Origin of the sequence: Cryobacterium sp. TMT4-31 (genome assembly GCF_004403385.1) — a bacterium.
In the GTDB taxonomy this organism is placed as follows: Bacteria; Actinomycetota; Actinomycetes; order Actinomycetales; family Microbacteriaceae; genus Cryobacterium; species Cryobacterium zongtaii.
Window position 1 is genome coordinate 25,417 of the sequence record NZ_SOGI01000028.1, and the last position, 18,473, is coordinate 43,889.

General features: G+C 69.6%; 16 protein-coding genes. 6 read left to right on the top strand and 10 right to left on the bottom strand.

Features of this window, described 5'->3' with window-relative positions; translation table 11 throughout:
- Window position 1 precedes the first annotated feature (1 nt).
- The gene (locus E3T19_RS06260; protein ID WP_088455039.1) at window positions 2–1,522 is read right to left on the bottom strand and encodes a cell wall metabolism sensor histidine kinase WalK; all 1,521 of its coding nucleotides are present in this window, start codon (window positions 1,520–1,522) and stop codon (window positions 2–4) included.
- Window positions 1,522–2,268 carry a response regulator transcription factor gene (locus tag E3T19_RS06265; protein WP_134408364.1) on the bottom strand — a complete coding sequence of 249 codons (747 nt, stop codon included), beginning with the start codon at window positions 2,266–2,268 and terminating at the stop codon, window positions 1,522–1,524. The genes E3T19_RS06260 and E3T19_RS06265 overlap by 1 nt, the downstream gene beginning before the upstream one ends.
- 181 nt (window positions 2,269–2,449) lie before the next feature.
- On the opposite strand from E3T19_RS06265, the gene E3T19_RS06270 reads away from it, so the two are divergent.
- Together E3T19_RS06270 and E3T19_RS06275 are read left to right on the top strand one after the other, a co-directional pair.
- Entirely contained in the window at window positions 2,450–3,928 is a 1,479-nt protein-coding gene (locus E3T19_RS06270; protein ID WP_088455037.1) for an ABC transporter permease, read from the top strand.
- Between the two features lie 37 nt (window positions 3,929–3,965).
- Window positions 3,966–4,637, top strand: coding sequence for an ABC transporter ATP-binding protein (locus E3T19_RS06275; protein WP_134408365.1), 672 nt, complete (start codon window positions 3,966–3,968; stop codon window positions 4,635–4,637).
- Between the two features lie 95 nt (window positions 4,638–4,732).
- Here the strand turns inward: E3T19_RS06275 and E3T19_RS06280 are convergent, their stop codons facing one another.
- The gene (locus tag E3T19_RS06280; protein ID WP_134408366.1) at window positions 4,733–5,293 is read right to left on the bottom strand and encodes an LPXTG cell wall anchor domain-containing protein; all 561 of its coding nucleotides are present in this window, start codon (window positions 5,291–5,293) and stop codon (window positions 4,733–4,735) included.
- Between the two features lie 182 nt (window positions 5,294–5,475).
- Between E3T19_RS06280 and E3T19_RS06285 the strand changes: the two genes are divergently transcribed.
- From E3T19_RS06285 to E3T19_RS06295, 3 genes are read left to right on the top strand one after another with little or no spacing between them, the layout of a single operon-like run.
- Window positions 5,476–6,138 carry a YqaJ viral recombinase family protein gene (locus tag E3T19_RS06285; RefSeq protein ID WP_088457818.1) on the top strand — a complete coding sequence of 221 codons (663 nt, stop codon included), beginning with the start codon at window positions 5,476–5,478 and terminating at the stop codon, window positions 6,136–6,138.
- Window positions 6,139–6,180: 42 nt separating this feature from the next.
- Complete coding sequence (locus E3T19_RS06290) at window positions 6,181–7,179, top strand: NADP-dependent oxidoreductase (protein ID WP_241980045.1); 999 nt, start codon at window positions 6,181–6,183, stop codon at window positions 7,177–7,179.
- On the top strand, window positions 7,176–8,642 hold the full coding sequence (locus E3T19_RS06295) for a deoxyribodipyrimidine photo-lyase (RefSeq protein WP_088455028.1): 1,467 nt from the start codon (window positions 7,176–7,178) through the stop codon (window positions 8,640–8,642). The genes E3T19_RS06290 and E3T19_RS06295 overlap by 4 nt, the downstream gene beginning before the upstream one ends.
- Before the next feature lie 47 nt (window positions 8,643–8,689).
- On the opposite strand, the gene E3T19_RS06300 is transcribed toward E3T19_RS06295, so the two are convergent.
- The 3 genes from E3T19_RS06300 to aceA all read right to left on the bottom strand — a co-directional run bounded on the left by E3T19_RS06300 (window position 8,690) and on the right by aceA (window position 12,526).
- On the bottom strand, window positions 8,690–9,313 hold the full coding sequence (locus E3T19_RS06300; protein WP_370294256.1) for an N-acetyltransferase family protein: 624 nt from the start codon (window positions 9,311–9,313) through the stop codon (window positions 8,690–8,692).
- An 83-nt stretch (window positions 9,314–9,396) separates the two neighbouring features.
- On the bottom strand, window positions 9,397–11,118 hold the full coding sequence (gene aceB / locus E3T19_RS06305; protein WP_088455025.1) for a malate synthase A: 1,722 nt from the start codon (window positions 11,116–11,118) through the stop codon (window positions 9,397–9,399).
- A gap of 46 nt (window positions 11,119–11,164) precedes the next feature.
- Window positions 11,165–12,526 carry an isocitrate lyase gene (gene aceA, locus E3T19_RS06310; RefSeq protein ID WP_134408367.1) on the bottom strand — a complete coding sequence of 454 codons (1,362 nt, stop codon included), beginning with the start codon at window positions 12,524–12,526 and terminating at the stop codon, window positions 11,165–11,167.
- Window positions 12,527–12,671: 145 nt separating this feature from the next.
- Between aceA and E3T19_RS06315 the strand changes: the two genes are divergently transcribed.
- The gene (locus E3T19_RS06315) at window positions 12,672–14,198 is read left to right on the top strand and encodes a helix-turn-helix transcriptional regulator (protein WP_134408368.1); all 1,527 of its coding nucleotides are present in this window, start codon (window positions 12,672–12,674) and stop codon (window positions 14,196–14,198) included.
- Between the two features lie 110 nt (window positions 14,199–14,308).
- Here E3T19_RS06315 and E3T19_RS06320 read toward each other — a convergent pair whose 3' ends face one another.
- The 4 genes from E3T19_RS06320 to E3T19_RS06335 form a co-directional block, all read right to left on the bottom strand.
- On the bottom strand, window positions 14,309–14,770 hold the full coding sequence (locus tag E3T19_RS06320; RefSeq protein WP_088455023.1) for a MarR family winged helix-turn-helix transcriptional regulator: 462 nt from the start codon (window positions 14,768–14,770) through the stop codon (window positions 14,309–14,311).
- A gap of 111 nt (window positions 14,771–14,881) precedes the next feature.
- Window positions 14,882–15,724, bottom strand: a complete 843-nt coding sequence (locus tag E3T19_RS06325) for a transglutaminase family protein (RefSeq protein WP_088455022.1) — start codon at window positions 15,722–15,724, stop codon at window positions 14,882–14,884.
- Window positions 15,721–16,650, bottom strand: coding sequence for an alpha-E domain-containing protein (locus tag E3T19_RS06330; RefSeq protein ID WP_088455021.1), 930 nt, complete (start codon window positions 16,648–16,650; stop codon window positions 15,721–15,723). Before E3T19_RS06330 ends, E3T19_RS06325 begins: the two co-directional genes overlap by 4 nt.
- Window positions 16,644–18,335 carry a circularly permuted type 2 ATP-grasp protein gene (locus E3T19_RS06335; protein ID WP_134408369.1) on the bottom strand — a complete coding sequence of 564 codons (1,692 nt, stop codon included), beginning with the start codon at window positions 18,333–18,335 and terminating at the stop codon, window positions 16,644–16,646. Before E3T19_RS06335 ends, E3T19_RS06330 begins: the two co-directional genes overlap by 7 nt.
- Window positions 18,336–18,473: the final 138 nt, after the last annotated feature.

Here is an 18,473-nt window from a genome sequence, read left to right on the forward strand (position 1 = left end):
GTCAGGCCAGGGGCAGCGCCACGCGGAAGCTGGTGCGCCCCGGCCGACTGTCCACCGTGACTTCGCCGTCGTGGGCCAGAACCACGGCCTGCACGATGGCCAAGCCGAGACCGGTACTGCCGCCGGTGCCGCGGAACCTGGAGCTGTCGCCGCGGGCGAACCTCTCGAACAGGGTCTCCTGCAGGTTCTCCGGGATGCCGGGACCGTCGTCGGTCACGGTGACCACGGCGTCTGGCCCCTCGACGCTGAGCGCCACCTGCACCCGGGTGCCCGCGTCGGTGTGCACGCGGGCGTTGGCCAGCAGGTTCGCGAAAACCTGGTGCAGGCGCGGACCGTCGCCGGCCGCCAGCACGGGCTCTTCGGGCAGGTCGAGGTCCCAGCGGTGGTCCCGGCCGGCCGCATGGGCGTCGCTGACCACGTCGACGAGCAGCATGGTGAGGTCCACGGGTTCCCGTTCCAGCTCGCGACCCTCGTCCAGGCGGGCAAGCAGCAGCAGGTCTTCGACGAGACCGGTCATCCGCACCGACTCCGACTCGATGCGCCCGAGAGCGTGGATGGCGTCGGGCGGCAGTTCCTGGCCGCTGCGCCGGGTGAGCTCGGAGTAACCGCGGATCGACGCGAGCGGGGTGCGCAGTTCGTGGCTGGCATCCGCCACGAACTGGCGCACCTTGTTCTCGCTGGCCTGCCGGGTTTCCAGTGCGATATCGACGTGGTCGAGCATCCGGTTGAGCGCTGAGCCCACCCGGCCGACCTCGGTGCGGGGGTCGGTGTCTGCGGCCGGAACCCTGTCGACGAGCAGCACCTCGCCGCGGTCCAGCGGCAGTTCGGAGACCCGGGTGGCCGTGGCCGTCACCCGTTGCAGCGGACGCAGGGCCAGACGCACGATCGCGGTCGCGAGGAATGCCACCAGCACAATGCCGGCCAGCGACACGATCGCGATGATGAGCGCCAGCTGGGTGGCCGTTCCGGTCACGCTGGCGACCGGCAGGCCCACCAGGTACAGGGCACCGGAGCGCGCCGTTTCGGCCAGTACCCGGTACTCGCCGACGTCGCCGCCGAGGTTCACGCTGAACGGAACGGACGTGCCGCCCTTCTGCACGGCGGTATCGAGTTCGGTGATGAGCTGGGTGACCTGGTCGCTACTCAGCGCCACGACGGCACCGGTGTCATCGGTGTAGCCGGCTGTGACGGTCGTGCCGTCGTAGACCAGCGCGAGGGTGCCAGGGGGTTGGGAGGGCCCATTCAGAACATCACTGGCCGTGGGCGTGGCGAGGGTGAAGTCGCCGTTCGGCCGGCGGTCGAAGAAGACGCTGGAGCGTTCCGCGGCGCCCTTGACCTGCTGGTCGAGGCCGTCCATCAGGTTGGCGCTGAGGATGGCCACGCTCACCACCCCGATGACCAGGCTGACAAGGGCAAGCAGTCCCACCACGGCCACAACCAGTCGGCGGCGCAGGGTCCAGGGCGCCCGACCGCTGCGGGTCGGGATGATGGGGGTGTCGCCGACGGGTGCTCCGGGTTTCATCAGGCGATCTTCAGCATGTAACCGGCGCCGCGCACGGTATGGATCATCGGTTCGCGACCGGCGTCCACCTTCTTGCGCAAATAGGAAATGTAGATCTCCACCACCGACGACTTGCCGCCGAAGTCGTAACTCCAGACCCTGTCGAGGATCTGGGCCTTGCTGAGCACCCGGCGCGGGTTGCGCATCAGGAAACGCAGCAGTTCGAACTCGGTCGCGGTCAGCTCGATCTGTTCGCCCGCGCGGAACACCTCGTAGCTGTCCTCGTCGAGGGTGAGGTCGCCCACCGTGATGCGGGGATCGCTGGAGTCGGAGACGGCCATCGTGGAGCGCCGGATGAGGCCGCGGAGCCTGGCGACGACCTCTTCCAGGCTGAACGGCTTGGTGACGTAGTCGTCGCCGCCGGCGGTGAGACCGGCGATGCGGTCGTCGAGCGAGTCCTTGGCGGTGAGAAAGAGCACCGGCGTTTGATAGCCATCCGCCCGCAGCCGCTGGAGCACCTGCAGACCATCGATGTCGGGCAGCATGATGTCGAGCACGATGGCCTCCGGCCGGAACTCCCGCGCCAGGGTGAGCGCGGCCCGGCCCTCCCCGGCCGTGCGCACCTCCCAGCCCTCGTAGCGGAGGGCCATCGAGAGCAGGTCGGTGAGGGTGGGTTCGTCGTCGACGACGAGCACCCGGATCGGGGAGCCGTCGGCCTTGCGAAGGCGTGGTCCGTGGGCCGGCTGCTCGTTGGTTCGGGTGCTCATGCTCCGAAGTATCCCCGCCTTTCCTATGAACCGGCTATGCGCCGCCCACGACGATCCTGAGAGAGCGGGACCCTGCGGACTCCTGGGCTAATTCATAGGCAGGCCATAGTGCAGCCATAACCGGGCTCCTTAGCTTCGAAGGCAACGGCGGGAACCTCCCTGCCGCCGGACTGGAGAATCGATGTTTGTCACGTATCTGCGACGAGAGCTGGCGGGTCGCCGCAAGCAGACCGCCATCGTCGCCATCGGCATGGCCCTCGCCATCGCCCTGGTCATTATCGTCAACGCAGTGTCGAGCGGAGTACAGCTGGCACAGTCCACCGTGCTGGCCTCGGTCTACGGCGTCGGCACCGACATCACCGTCAGCCAGACCCCGGCCGCGCCCACCGAGGGCGAAGCAGGCGCCGGCGGGCCGGCGAACTTCGACTTCGGCGCGGATGCCGGCGCCACCGCCGACGGGACCACCACCGTCAGCCAGTCCAGGCTCTCCGTCGATCGGGGCACCACCGCGTTCGACGCCACGGCGCTGGACACCGTCGGCGGCATCGACAACGTCTCCGCCGCCGCCGCGACCCTGTCGCTGAGCAACACCACCTTCGACGGCGCCCTGCCCGATTTCTCCGCCGGGACACCGCAGACCGGGGACGACGCGGCCGGCGGAACCCCGCCCAGCGGTGGACCCGACGGTGCCGGCGGCAGCTCCTTCAGCGTCGATTCCTTCACAGTGCTGGGCCTGGACCCGGCCGCTGAGGCCGTCGGGCCCCTCTCGGCCGTGAGCCTCACGGACGGACGCAGCCTGGAGACCACCGACGCCGGCACCAATGTCGCCGTCCTCGACGCCGACTACGCCACCACCGCCGAACTCGTCGTGGGCGACACCGTCGCCATCGCCGACACCGACTTCACCGTGGTCGGCCTGGTCACGGCCTCCTCGGCGGATGCCGCCACGGCCTCCAACGTCTACATCCCGCTCGACGTCGCCCAGACCCTGTCCGGCCTGACCGATCAGGTCACCGACATCTACGTGCAGGCCGCGTCCTCCACCGACATCGAGCAGATCCAGGCCGACGTCGAGACCGCCCTGCCGGAGGCCACGGTGCAGACCCAGTCCGACCTCGCCTCGAGCGTGTCAGGGTCGCTCTCCAGCGCCGCCGACCTGGTGAAGAACCTCGGCCTTTGGCTGTCGCTCATCGTGCTCGCGGCGGCGTTCCTGATCGCCATCCTGTTCACGATCTCCGGCGTCACCCGGCGCACTCGGGAGTTCGGCACCCTCAAGGCGATCGGCTGGTCGAACGGCCGGATCGTGCGCCAGGTGGCCGGTGAATCCCTGGTTCAGGGCCTGATCGGCGGCGTCGTCGGCATCGCGGTCGGCCTGGCCGGCATCCTGGTGATCAACCTCGCGGCCCCCACGCTCACCGCGGGCGCGGCCACCGCCGACCCGGCATCCGCCATGGGCGGCCCCGGCGGCAGTGCCGGCGGATTCGGTCAGGCCATGGTGGAAGCGACCACCTCCGACATCGTTCTGCAGGTGCCGGTGACCCTGTCGGTCATCCTCATCGCCGTCGGTCTCGCCGTGCTCGGCGGTCTGCTCGCCGGCGCGATCGGCGGCTGGCGCGCCTCGCGCCTGAGCCCCTCCGAGGCACTGCGCAGCATCGCGTGACCCCCTCCGTCGAATTCATCACCAGAAGTGAGCTCCCATGTATGAACTGACCAATGTCACCAAGAAATACGACCAGGGCAAGCGCTCGGTCACGGCCCTGAACAAGGTCACCCTGTCCATTCCGGATGGACAGATGGTCGCCATCCAAGGGCCGACCGGCGGCGGAAAGTCCACGCTGCTGCAAATGCTGGGCGCCCTCGACCGGCCCACCGAGGGCACCATCGAGTTGGGCAGTGCGGATCTGTCCAAGCTCGGCCAGGGGCCGTTGGGGCAAATCCGGGCGCGCGAGATCGGCTTCGTGTTCCAGGGGTTCAACCTGATCCCCACCCTGACCGCGCAGGAGAACGTGGAGACCGCGCTGGCGCCGCTCGGGGTTCCCACGGCGGAGCGCATCTCGCGGGCCGCGGCGGCGCTCGACTCCGTCGGGCTCGGCGAGCGCGGCAGCCACCTGCCCGCGGAGCTCTCCGGCGGCCAGCAGCAGCGCGTCGCGATCGCCCGCGCCCTGGTCAAGGAGCCCACGGTGCTGCTGGCCGATGAGCCCACCGGGAACCTCGACGAGCAGACCCGTGACGAGATCATGGACTTGCTCGAGGGCCTGTGGCGGGCGAAGGGGCTGACCCTGATCGTGGTCACCCACGATTCGGCTGTCGCGAAGCGTGCGCAGAGGCGCCTCCTGATTCGGAACGGAGTTGTGCGCGACGTCGCCTGATCGGCGTCGCTGCTGCCGGACCGCACAGGAAACACCCCGGACGAGTAGTCGTCCGGGGTGTTTCCATGCGGTAACTACGTGGCAGTTGTGCCGGGTTATGCGCGGCGGAACCGGCGGGCCAGCAGCAGGCCGGCGCCAAGGAGCATCGCGAGGACGCTCGCCGCAACGGCCGGAACGCTCCAGGTCGAGACGCCGGTTTCGGCAAGCTCACGCGTTGACGCCGCGGGGGTGGGCGCCGGCGCCGTTACGGCTGCCGGCGTGACGGCAGTCGCCGTCGGGGTGGGCGTGGCGTTCACCGGCGGCACGATCGGTGCGGGCGTCTCGCTCACCGAAGGCACGATCGGCGTGGGCGTCGGCGGCACTGAGGGCGTCGGGGTCGGGCAGGCGACAGTCGTGTCGGCGAAGGTGCGGTCATACCCGTCGTGCGTGCCGAGAACCACCGAATAGGTGTGCGACGTCTGGCCGTCCAGTGCGATCGTCGAGGCATAGGTCTTACCGAACTTCACCGGCGCCGAGGCGACGCCGTCGATGGTGACGGTGACCGTGTTCGGCGTGGCGTCGGCCGCAACGGCCGGTTTGCCGCCGCTGGCCGGCTTCGCGGCGATCACATTGTAGCTCTCGAATTTCATCGACAGCGACGTGCAGTCAGTGGTCACGGCCGGAGTGTGGGCGAACGCCGGCACGGCAGTCAGTCCGAGTCGGCTTGGGATTTCCAACCCATCATCCGTTCCTTCGGGCATCGGCCCGGCCGCACAAATCCGGCCTCTGCGTGCGGCAGAATGGGCAGGTGCCCCATGACTTGCTCGCCCTGTTCGACCTGGGCGAGGAGACCGGCGACATGCTCGCAGCGCCGGCGCCGGCCGCGCCCGCCGCACGGCCCGTGAGCGCCCATTTACTGCGCATCGTCGCCGACTCCACCGACAGGGTCGCCTGGCTGCGCGCTCGCAGCCAGGGCATCACCGCCACGGATGTCGCCAAGCTCGCCACCGAGAAATCCGTGCACAACGCGGCGAGGGAGAAGATCAACGGCAGCGGCTTCGGCGGTAACCCGTACACCGACCACGGTCGGGCCCGGGAACCCGAGATCGCGGCGTGGGTGCTGGCGAACTACGGTATCGAACCGAGCACCAACCTTTTCCACGCCGCGGGTCAACCCCGCCACCTGGCCACTCCCGACGGCCTGGGCCTGGCGGGCAACGGGGTCTTCGAACTCGCCGAGATCAAGACCACAAGCAAGCCCTGGCGCAGCATCCCCCGCTCCTACCTGCGGCAGATCTGGTGGCAGCAGTACGTGCTCGGTGCCGACCGCACCCTGCTGGTGTGGGAGGAGCACGATAATTTCGTGCCTCGCAACGCTGTGCCGGAGTGCCGCTGGATCGACCGGGACGACGACCAGATCAGGATCCTGGTGGGTTTTGCCGACCAGCTGATCGATTTGCTCAACCACCAGCGCGAGCGCGAGCGTGCCGCCGCCCCGCCACCCTACGACTACGGCCGCTGAGCCGGCCGGGAAGACGCCAGGATAGTGGCGCAGAATAGGCACATGCCCTTTTCCCCGGTTATGCCCACCTCCATGCGCGCCCTGGTCATCGACCGCACGGGCGGCCCCGACGAACTACACGTGGCCGAGCTGCCACTGCCCATCGCGGTAGGCGACGAGCTCCTCGTGCGCGTGGTGGCCGCGGGCATCAACCCCATCGACGCGAAGACCAGGGCCGGGTCCGGCGCCGCAGCCGCAATCGGCGGTTACCCCACGGTGCTCGGCAACGACTTCAGCGGGGTCGTCGTGCGCGCCCCCTACGACACGTTTGAGTTGCAGCCCGGCGACGCCGTGTACGGCATGGCCCGGCCGCCGCGGATCGAGGGCAGCTACGCCGAATACCTCGTGGTGTCGAGCCTGTCCGTCGCCCGCAAGCCCGCCGCGGTGAGCCATGTCGAGGCCGCCGGCATCCCGTTGGCCGCGATGACCGCCTGGGGCATGGTGAACCTCGCCGAGGCCGGGCCCGGCCAGCGGATACTCATCCACGCCGGCAGCGGCGGCGTCGGCCACTTCGCCGTGCAGTTCGCCAGGCACCTGGGCGCCCACGTCATCGCGACGGGCTCCACGGCCTCGATCGAGTTCCTGCAGCGCCTCGGCGCGCACGAGGTGATCGACTACAGCACCACCCGATTCGAGGAGAACCTCACGAACCTCGACAGTGTCATCGACCTGATCGGCAATGTGCACGATGACACCGGCACCCGCTCGCTCGCGGTGCTGCGACCGGACGGCCTGCTCGTGAACGCCCCCACCGGCAGCTGGCCCACCATGCAGGCCGACGCCGCCGCCGCGGGCGTGCGCGCCACCGGCTACAAGGTCGCCGCCGACGCCCGGGTGCTCGACACCATCACTGCACTGATCGACAACGGCAGCGTGCGGGTGAACATCGACTCGGTCTTCGATCTCGAGGACGGCGCCGCCGCACACCGGGCCATCGAGGGCGGCCACACCCGCGGCAAGATCGTGTTGCGGGTCTCCGACGTCGACGAGAGTGCCGCGTGACCGGCGCAGGCGGTTCCGCGGCCCACACAGCCCCGGCCCATCCCGACGGGCCTTCGCTGGTCTGGTTGCGTGATGACCTGCGGCTGGGTGACAACCCAGCCCTCACCGCCGCGGTCGACCGCGGTCGGCCGCTCACGCTGGTCTATCTTCTCGACGAGGTATCCCCCGGCATCCGCCCGCTCGGCGGCGCCGCCCGCTGGTGGCTGCACCAGAGCCTGGTGTCCCTGGCCGCCGACACGGCGGCCCTCGGCGGCCGCCTGGTGCTGCGCCGCGGTGCCGCGGCGACCGTGATCGCCGAGCTCGTCGATGAGCTCGGCGCCGGCGCGGTGTTCTGGAACCGGCGGTACGGCGTCGCCGAGCGCGACCTGGACACCCAGATCAAGGCGAGCCTCACCGAGGCCGGCGTCGTGGCGCACAGCTTCGCCGGCTCCCTGCTCTTCGAACCGTGGACCATCCGCACCGGCGGCGGCACCCCGTACACGGTATTCACCCCGTTCTGGCGGGCCTGCACCGCCGGCCCACCGCCACGGACGCCCTACCCCGCACCGGCATCACTCGATCTGCCCGGCGACACCGACGCAGCCAGCCCAGCGCGCAGCGCCCCCGCCACCCTGCCCTCCGACGACCTCGACTCGTGGGAGCTGGAGCCGCGCCACCCGGACTGGGCCGACGGGCTGCGCGAGGCCTGGACCCCCGGCGAAGGCGCCGCGCAGCAGCTGCTCGCAGCCTTCCTCGACGACGCCCTGCCGCGGTACGGCACCGAACGCGACCTGCCGGCGCAACAGGCCACCTCGAGGCTCTCGCCGTACCTGCGCTGGGGCGAGATCAGTCCGCACCAGATCTGGCACGCCACCGACGTCGCCCGGCGGGGCCTCACCGGCGCAGCCGCCAGCAGCGCGACCCGGTTCCTCACCGAGGTCGGCTGGCGTGAGTTCGCGTACCACGTGCTCTTCCACGCACCCGATCTGGCCACGGCCAACCTGCGCCCCGGCTTCGACGCCTTCCCCTGGCCGCCGCTGGACGAGCGCGCCCTACAGGCCTGGCGGCAGGGCCGCACCGGCTTCCGGTTGGTGGATGCCGGCATGCGTGAGCTGTGGCGCACCGGCAGCATGCACAACCGGGTGCGCATGGTCACGGCGTCGTTCCTGATCAAGAACCTGCTCATCGACTGGCGGTTGGGCGAGCAGTGGTTCTGGGACACCCTCGTCGACGCCGACCCGGCCAGCAACCCGTTCGGCTGGCAGTGGGTGGCCGGGTCGGGGGCGGATGCCGCGCCGTACTTCCGGGTGTTCAACCCCGAACTGCAGGCGGCGAAGTTCGATCCCGCCAACGAGTACGTGCGACAGAACGTGCCCGAGTGGGGCACCGGGGCCTACCCGCAGCCCATCGTCGACCTCGGCGAAACCCGCCGGGCCGCCCTGGCCGCCTACGAGCAGGTCAAGAACTCGCGACCTGTGAGTTAACCCCCGGAATCTCGAGGTTTCCGGGGCTTTTCTCACGGTTCGCGGCTCTAGAGGGCGCGCTCCAGCACGTAGTCGTCTTCGTAGCGCTCGCCCACCAGGAACCGTTTGATACCCACCTGTTCGAAGCCGTGCTTGCCGTAGAAGCGCAGGGCGCGCACGTTCTCCTGGTTCACGCCGAGCCAGGAGCCGGCGGCCCCACGCTCCCGGGCGGCATCGAGAGTGGCCGCCATCAGGGCGGCGGCCGTGCCGCTGCCGTGCGCCTCGGCGCGCACGTAGCATTTGCTCAGCTCGGCGGTGGGGCGGATCCGGATCGCGCCGGCGGCATCCGCGTCGTGCGGTTCACCGAAGACGAGCATCGTGTAGCCGGTGAGGGTGCCCGCGCCGGTTTCGGCCACGAGCAGGAGCCGGTCCGGGTCGGCGAGGAAGGCCTCGAAGTTCGCCGGGGCGAGCACACGCGTAAGGAACGCGGCGATGGCGTCGGCGCTGGTGTGCGGCGGGCAGGCCAGGGCGAAGGTGGCCTCGGCCAGCTCGGCGAGCGCCGCGGCTTCGTCGGGACGAGCCGGGCGAATCCGCACCTCGGCGGCGGGCCGGGTCGGTGCAGGGGCGGTCGGTGCGGGGCCTGTCGGTGCGGGGCCTGTCGAAGCAGGGTCTGTCGGTGTGGTCTCGGTCACCGTCCCAGCTTCTCAGTCCGACCCCGGACGCGCAAACGGCCCGGCCGGGGGTACCGGCGGGGCCGTTCGCTGACGCCTGTCGCCTACAGGTAGCGGGCGTAGGCGGCGACGGTGAGGAAGGTCGGGAACTCGGGTTCGAGCGCCGAGGCCCTGAGCACCTCGAGGGCGTCATCGAACCTGTCCCCTGTCGTACGGGGCAACGCCGCCATCTCCTCGGCGACCAGCCCGGCCACCCAGTCCGCGTCGATCCGGCGACCGTCGGCGAGGGCCGAGTTGTCGTGGATCCACTGCCAGATCTGCGAGCGGGAGATCTCCGCGGTGGCGGCATCCTCCATCAGGTTGTCGATCGCCGCGGCGCCGACGCCGCGCAGCCAGGACTCGATGTAGCGCAGGGCGATGCGCACATTGCCGCGCACCCCGGCCTCGGTGATCTGACCGCCGGCCGACGCCACATCCAGAAGGTCGGCTGCGGTGACCTGGACCTCATCGCGGGTGCGCTCCAGCTGGTTGGTCCGGTCGCCGAGCACGGCGTCGAACTCGGCCCTCGCGGTGGGAATGAGGTCGGGATGCGCCACCCAGGTGCCGTCGAAGCCGTCACCGGCCTCGCGGCGCTTGTCCGCGGCCACCTGTTCCAGGGCTCGTTCGGTCACGGCGGGGTCCCGCCGGTTCGGGATGAAGGCGCTCATCCCGCCGATGGCGTACGCGCCGCGGCGGTGGCAGGTGGCCACCAGCAGTTCGGTGTACGACCGCATGAACGGCACCGTCATGGTGATTTCCTTGCGGTCGGGCAGCACGAACCGGCGGCCCCTGGCGCGGAAGGTCTTGATGATGCTGAAGATGTAGTCCCAGCGCCCGGCGTTCAGGCCCGCGCAGTGGTCGCGCAGCTCGTAGAGGATCTCCTCCATTTCGAAGGCGGCCTGGATGGTCTCGATCAGCACCGTGGCGCGGATGGTGCCGTGTCCGAGGTTCAGGTGGTCCTCGCTGTGGCTGAAGATGTCATTCCACAGCCGCGCCTCGAGGTGGCTCTCGAGCTTGGGCAGGTAGAAGTAGGGACCGCTGCCGTTCTCGATCAGCCGGTGCGCGTTGTGGAAGGCGTAGAGGCCGAAGTCCACCAGGCTGCCGGAGGCCGGCATCCGCCGGTTGGCCCGGTCGACGAAGGTGAGATTCTTCTCCACCAGGTGCCAGCCGCGCGGGCGCATGACGATGGTCGGGGTGGACCCCGGGGTGCCGCCATCCTGCCGGTCGGAGGGGGCGCCAGTGACCCGATACGCCTTGCCGTCTGGGCCGTCGTACGACAAGGTGCCGCGCACGGCGTCGTGCAGGGTGAGCTGGCCCTCGATCACGTTCACCCAGGTGGGGCTGGTCGCGTCCTCTTGGTCGGCCAGCCACACGGCCGCGCCGGAGTTGAGCGCGTTGATGGCCATCTTGCGGTCTGTCGGCCCGGTGATCTCCACCCGGCGGTTCTCCAGGCCGGGGCCCGCGCCGGCCACCCGCCAGGTCGGGTCATCGCGGATGTGCGCGGTCTCGGGCAGGAACCGCGGGTCGCGCCCGTTGGCGGCGTCCACCCGGGTCTGCAGCCGGGCGGCCAGCAGGTCGTGCCGGGTGCCGGCGAAGCGGTCATGCAGCTCGGCGAGGAACTCCAGGGCCGCCGGGGTGAGGATCTCGTCGTAGCGTTCACCGAGGGACCCGGTCACCTCGAGGTGCGGATGGATGGTGGCGAAGCTGCCGGTGCTGGTCTCACCGAAGGCCCGCCCGGTGGTGGGCGGTGTCGGCCGTTCGGCCGTCGCCTGGGTTGTCGTGGTCATGATCGTTTTCTCCTTCGAAGCGATGCGGATGTCTGGGCCGGGCCGGCTAGAACTGCTCGGCCTCGGTGGAACCGGCCAGCGCGAGGGTGGCGCTGGTGGGGTTGAGCGCGGTGGCGATCCGGTCGAAGTAGCCGGTGCCCACCTCCCGCTGGTGGCGGGTGGCGGTGTAGCCGTCGGCCTCCGAGGCGAACTCGGCCTCCTGCAGGTCGACGTATGCGCTCATCTGACGCTCGGAGTAGTCCTTGGCCAGGGTGAACATGGAGTGGTTGAGGGCGTGGAAGCCTGCCAGCGTGATGAACTGGAAGGCGTACCCGCAGGCCGCGAGCTCCCGCTGGAACGCGGCGATCTGCTCGTCGTTGAGGTGGGATTTCCAGTTGAACGACGGGGAGCAGTTATAGGCGAGCTTCTTGCCGGGGAACTGCGCGTGGATCTCCTTCGCGAAGCGCTGGGCGAGCTCGAGGTCGGGCTCGCTGCTCTCCACCCAGAGCAGGTCGGCGTACGGAGCGTAGGCCAGGCCTCGCATGATCACCACGTCGGGTCCGTTCGCGGTGTCGTAGAACCCCTCGGCGGTGCGGCTTCCGGTGAGGAATTCCTGGTCACGCTCGTCGATGTCGCTAGTGATCAGGGTGGCGGCGAGCGAGTCGGTACGGGCGATGATGATGGTGGGCACGCCCGCGACGTCCGCCGCCAGCCGGGCCGCATTGAGGGTGCGGATGTGCTGACCGGTGGGCACGAGCACTTTGCCGCCCATGTGGCCGCACTTCTTCTCGCTGGCGAGCTGGTCCTCCCAGTGCACACCGGCCGCGCCGGCCTCGATCATGGAGGCCATCAGCTCGTAGGCGTTCAGCGGTCCGCCGAAGCCGGCCTCGGCGTCGGCAACGATGGGCGCCATCCAGTCGATGCCGGGCTCGGCACCGGATGCGGCCGCCTCGGCGCCCTCGATCTGGCCGGCCCGCAGCAGCGCGTTGTTGATGCGCCGCACCACGGCCGGCACCGAGTTGGCCGGGTAGAGCGACTGGTCGGGGTAGGTCTGGCCGGACAGGTTCGCGTCGGCGGCGACCTGCCAGCCGGACAGGTAGATGGCCTTGAGCCCGGCGCGCACCTGCTGCACGGCCTGGTTGCCGGTGAGGGCGCCGAGCGCGTGGACCCACTCGGGGTTCTCCGGGGTGCCGTTCTGGTGGATGAGCTCCCAGAGCTTCTCGGCGCCGCGCCGGGCCAGGGTGCGTTCCTCACGAACGGCACCGCGCAGGGCGATCACGTCGTCGGCGGTGTAGTCGCGGCGCACACCCTCCCAGCGCGGGTCGGCCGCCCATTCCAGGGCAAGCTCCGCGGCCGTCTGGGTCTGGTCGCCGGGGCGGGCGGCGGGGCTGCCGGATGCGGTGGGGCCGGATGCGGTGGGGTTCGTCATGGTGTTCTCCTCGGTCAGCGTCATTGCGGAACTGGTGCGTGCACCCACTCTGCTGCGCGCCATCGACCGCACCCCGGGCCCAATCCGAAGAAGAAATCCTGTTCTTCCGGTTGTGTGAACAATCGCCGCATGTGAGCATGAGCACATGGTCACCGTCGATCCAGCTCTCCCGCCCCTAGCGCCAGCACCGAGCCCGTCAGCCGCCGGGTCCCCCGCACCGGGCGACGCCGAGCCGGGCGAGGGCGGCCTCGACGCGCTCACCCTGGGCCGGCGCATCCGGGACCGCAGGCACCGACTCGGCCTCACCCTCGATACACTCGCCGCGGCGGTGGACCGGGCGCCCTCGCAGATCTCGATGATCGAAAACGGCAAACGGGAACCGCGCCTGTCGATGCTGCGCCTGATCGCCGCGGCCCTGAACACCACCGTCGACGAACTACTGCGGACGGATGCGCCCACTCCCCGGGCGGCGTTGGAGATCGCTGTCGAACGCGCCCAGCGTGGGCCGGTGTTCACGGCGCTCGGGCTGCCCCGGCTCCGGGTCGGCCCCGGCCAGCCCGACGAGACCCTGCAGACCATCCTCACCCTGCACAACGAGATCGAACGGTTGCACCGGGAACGCGCGGCCACCCCGGAAGAGGCGCGGCGGGCCAACGCCCAACTGCGCGCCGAAATGCGCGCCCGCGACAATTACTTCCCCGAACTCGAGGCGCAAGCGCTCGAGCTCCTCACGGCCGTCGGGCACTCCGGCGGCCCCGTCTCGCATCAGGTCGTGGCCGACATGGCCGCACACCTCGGCTTCTCGCTGCACTACGTCGGCGACCTGCCGCACTCCACCCGGTCCGTCACCGACAAGCGCAACGGCCGAATTTATCTGCCCACCGAGCAGGCCGCGTCCCGTGACAGCCGCTCACCGATCCTGCAGGCCTTCGCCAGCCACCTCTGCGGGCACGTCGAACCGGGAAATTACGCCGATTTTCTGCGACAGCGGGTGGCGACCAATTACTTGACCGCCGCCATCCTGCTGCCGGAGACCGACACCCTGCGACTGCTGAACGACGCCAAGGCGGCCCGGCGTATCTCGCTCGAAGACCTGCGGGATGCCTTCTCGGTGTCCTACGAGACCGCCGCGCATCGGTTCACCAACCTCGCCACCGCGCGGTTGGGCATCCCGGTGCACTTCATGAAGGTGCACGAGTCCGGCACCATCATCAAGGCGTACGAGAACGACGACGTGCAGTTCCCCAGCGACGCGCTCGGCGCCGTGGAGGGCAGCACGGTGTGCCGCAGTTGGACGGCGCGCACGGTCTTCGACGTGCCGGACCGGTTCAGCCCTTGGTACCAGTACACCGACACCCCGGCCGGCACCTTCTGGTGCACCTCCCGCATCGAGAAGGCCAAGGAGGGCGACTACTCCGTCAGCGTCGGCGTGCCGTTCGCCCACGTCAACTGGTTCCGCGGCAGGGAGACCCCGAACCGGGCCGTGTCGCGCTGCCCCGACGAATCCTGCTGCCGCCGGGCGCCCGACGAACTCTCCGACCGCTGGGAGGGCCAGGCCTGGCCGGTCGCCCGCACCCCCACCAGCCTGCTAGCCGCCCTGCCGACGGGCACCTTCCCCGGCGTCGACCCCACCGAGGTGTATCAGTTCCTCGAGGCGCACGCCCCCGCCTGAGACAGAGTGTGCCGACGTGCCGCAATGTGCGCCTGGGGAGCGCCGGATGGAGAATTGTGCGGCAAGTCGCGAGCGTCCGTGCGGGCGGATGCGCACGGATGCGGGCGGATTCAGACGGCGGCGCGGGCCAGGTCGGGCAGGCGGTGCAGGGCGTCGACCAGGGGGCCGAGTTCAGGTTCCTCTTCGGCGGCGGCAAGGGCGCCAGCCAGGGCCTCGTCGTAGACCGGCCGGGCGCGGGCCAGCAGTGCCTCACCGGCCTCGGTGAGCTCGGTGTAGATGCCGCGGCGGTCGTCGGCGCAGAGGATGCGGGTGAGCAGCGCCCGGTCTTCCAGCCGGTTCACCAGGCGGGTCGTCGCGCTGCTCGAGAGGGCGGCGGCCCTGGCGAGCTGCTGCATCCGCATGTGCCAGCCGTGCTGGCGACTGAGGGCGTCCAGCACGGTGAACTCGACCACCGACAGGTCGAAGCCGGCCTGCAGGGCCCGCTCCAGCACGGCTTCGATGCGGCCATGCAGGGCGGCCAGGGTGCGCCAACCCTGCGCCCGAACCTCGACGGCGTCGTCTTCGATGCTCATTCGTGCTGCTCCATGCTCTTTCGACCCGACCCGACTCCGACTACACGACGCAAGTACACCGCGCTTGCAACTACCAGTCTATGCAGCGAGGCGGTCCGCGCCAGCGCCCGGCTACGACTCCCGGGTGATCTCCACCTTCACGAACAGCTGCGACCCGCTCGACCCCGCGTACACCCCGCGCAAGGGGGCGATGTCGTTGTAGTCGCGGCCGCGACCCACACCCACGTGCCGGTCACCGATGTCGATCAGGTTGGTGGGGTCGTAGCCGCGCCACTCGCCGCAGAACCACTCCACCCAGGCGTGGGATTCGCCGGTGACGGTCTCACCGATCAGGGCCTCCGGCCTGGGGTGAAGGTAGCCGGACACGTAGCGGGCCGGGATCCCCACCGACCGCAGCGCGCCCAGCGCCACGTGGGTGATGTCCTGACAGACGCCGCGCCTGTCGGCCCAGGCCTCACGGGCGTTGGTCTTGACCCCGGTGACACCCTGCACGTAGGCCATGTTCTCCCCCACGAACCGGCAGATCGCCAGCGCAGCGTCACACGGGTCCAGCCGACCGGCGATCTCGGCGGCTGTGGCCACCACGTCCGCCGGCGGTTCGGTGAGCGAGGTCTGCCAGGACTGTTCGACCGAAGCCGTCGAGCGGGCCACCAACGCCGCCAGGTCCGCCCAGGGCATCGGATGCAGCGCGTGCTCCCGCGGCGACACCTCCACGAGGCTGTTGGCCGTGAGGGTGAGTTCGGCGTGCGGGGTGAGCACCTCGAACGACGACACCCTGGTACCCCAGTAGTCCACGTAGTTGTGGTTGCTCGAGACCGGGCTGATGTCCAGGTTGGAATACAGCACGAACTGGTCGGGGGAGGTGACCGGCAGCATCCTGGCCTCGTTGTAGGAGGTGGCTACTTCGCCCTGATACCTGTAGCCGGTGGTGTGGCGAATCCGTAGGCGCTTCACGAGGCTTCTCCGGTCCAGGTCGGCACCGCGCTGGTCGGGAAGTACCGGTGCCCGATCGACTCCGACGCGGTGCTGGTGGCGTCCAGCACCATGTCCATGTGCCCCGGCAGGTCGTTCAGGATCTCCATGATCGGTCGGTATTCCAGCTGGCTGCGGATCTGGCCGAGCACCCGCTGCGACGATTCGGAGACGCCCAGCCGGTCTGTGCGGGGTTCGAGTTCCTGCAGGCACTGCTCGGCCCGGGAAATCGAGAACACGATCGACCGAGGAAAGAGCCGGTCCAGCAGCAGGAACTCGGCGGCGTTCCGCGCTGACGGCACGCCACGATAGGTGCGCAGATACGACTCGTATGCCCCGCAGGAGCGAAGGATCGTGGTCCAGGACGGTCCGCTGTTCTCGGTCAGTGACCGGGTGGCCAGCAGCCGCGCGGTCATGTCGGCCTGCTCGAGGCTGCGGCCCAGGGTGAAGAAGTGCCAGGCGTCGTCCCGGCTGGCGCTGGACTCGACGATGCCGACGGCCAGGGCCGCGCGTTCGCGCACCCAGCCGAAGAAGTCGTGGGTCTTGGCGCTCGCGATGTTCTTCGGCATCTTCGTGTAGGTGGTGTTCAGGCATTCCCAGAGCTCGGTGGAGACGATCTCCCTGGCCCGGCGGGCGTTCTCTCTGGCGGCACCGAGCGAATACGCGATCGACGCCGGATTGGTGCGGTCGGCCGCCAGGGTCGCCAGCACATCCTTGCGGGTGAGGTCACGGTCCGGGGGCACCGGGCTGCCCATCAGGTGCAGCAGTGACCGGCAGGCCAGGTTCTCTTCGATCCACGGGTCTTCCAGCAGCAGCTGCAGGTGCACATCCAGGATGCGCGCGGTGCCGTCGCTGCGTTCGATGTAACGGCCGATCCAGAACAGGCTCTCGGCGATGCGGCTCAGCATTCGAGGGTCCCGTCTGCGGTCGTGACCGCGGTCGCTGTGCGCTGTTGCTGTTGCTGTTGTTCCTGGTCCTGGTCGCCGCCCGGCGGGGCGTCCTGCGGGGAGTGGTCGGCGACCCTGGGCGGGATGATGGAGATCGACTGGGTATTCGCGGCCTGGTCGTTGACGAGGCCCTGGATGTTCCGGGCCGACCCCATGCTGTGGAAATCGGGCTCGAGACCGATCACCCAGGTGTCCTTGGAACCGCCGCCCTGGCTGGAGTTAACGACGAGCTCACCCTCGGGTAGAGCCACCCGGGTGAGGCCGCCAGGCAACACCCAGACGTCCGTCCCGTCGTTCACCGCGAACGGCCGCAAGTCCGCGTGCCGGGGCCGCATGCCGTCGTCGACGAGGGTCGGGATGGTGGACAACTGCACCACGGGTTGGGCGATCCAGCCGCGCGGGTCCAGGAGCAACTGCTTCCGCAGGGTCTCCAACTCGGCCTTCGACGCGGCGGGGCCGACCACGAGGCCCTTGCCGCCGGAGCCGTCGACGGGCTTGACGACCAGCTCATCGAGCCTGTCGAGTACCTCCTCGAGCGCGAGGGGGTCTTCGAGCCGCCAGGTGTCGACGTTGGGGATGATCGCGTCTTCGCCGAGGTAGTACTTGATCAGCTCGGGCAGGTAGGTGTAGACGAGCTTGTCGTCGGCGACCCCGTTGCCCACGGCGTTGGCGATGGTCACATTGCCCAGCCGCGCGGCCATCAGGATGCCCGGTGATCCCAGTTGCGAGTCGGCGCGGAACTGCAGCGGGTCCAGGAACTCGTCGTCGACCCGGCGGTAGATCACGTCGACCCGGGTGGGTCCGGCCGTGGTGCGCATCCACACCCGGCCGCCCGAGCAGAACAGGTCGCGACCCTCCACCAGCTCCACGCCCATCAGCCGGGCGAGCAGAGTGTGCTCGAAGTAGGCCGAATTGAAGACGCCGGGGGTGAGCACCACGATGTTCGGGTCGTCGACGCCGGCCGGGGCCGAGGCGCGCAGGGCCTGCAGCAGCTTGTTGGGGTAGTCGCCCACCGGGCGCACCCGCATCGAGACGAACAGCTCGGGCAGGGTCTGGGCCATCACGCGGCGGTTGGAGATGACGTAGCTGACCCCGCTGGGCACCCGCACGTTATCTTCGAGCACCCGCCAGGCCCCGATCTCGTCGCGGATGAGGTCAATCCCGGACACCTGGATGCGCACGTTGTTCGCCGAGACGATTCCGGCTGCCTGACGGTGGAAGTGTGTGGACGAGGTGATCAGGCCGGCCGGGATGACACCGTCGCGCACGGCGGCCTGGGGGCCGTAGATGTCGGCGAGGAAGGCCTCCAGTGCGAGGACCCGCTGTTTGATGCCGGCCTCGACGGTCACCCACTCCTGCTGCTCGATCACCCGGGGCACAGCGTCGAGCGGGAAAGGACGTTCCTCGCCGGCGAAGTCGAAGGTCACGCCCTGCGCCAGGTAGGAGCTGGCCAGCGCGTCCGTACGGCCCCGCAACTCTTCCTGGGTCATCCGGGCCAGAGCGCTGTACACGTCCTTGTAGGCGGCCCGCGCCTCCGAGGGGGCGAGCGATGACGGGTCAGGGAACATTTCGTCCCAGGCCGACGTCTGCCCTCGCTCACGGGGCGGTGCGGAGGTAGCGCCATAGCCACTGAAGAGGTCAACCATGTCTGGATGCTAACCGTCCGGTGTTGCCGGTTTGTTTCCTGACCGTGACGCCGCCGTGCGCCACAAAGGTTGCATACATGTTGCATCGATCAACCAGCCAAACGGGGCGACATGGGAACAGATGGCGCCCACAGACGT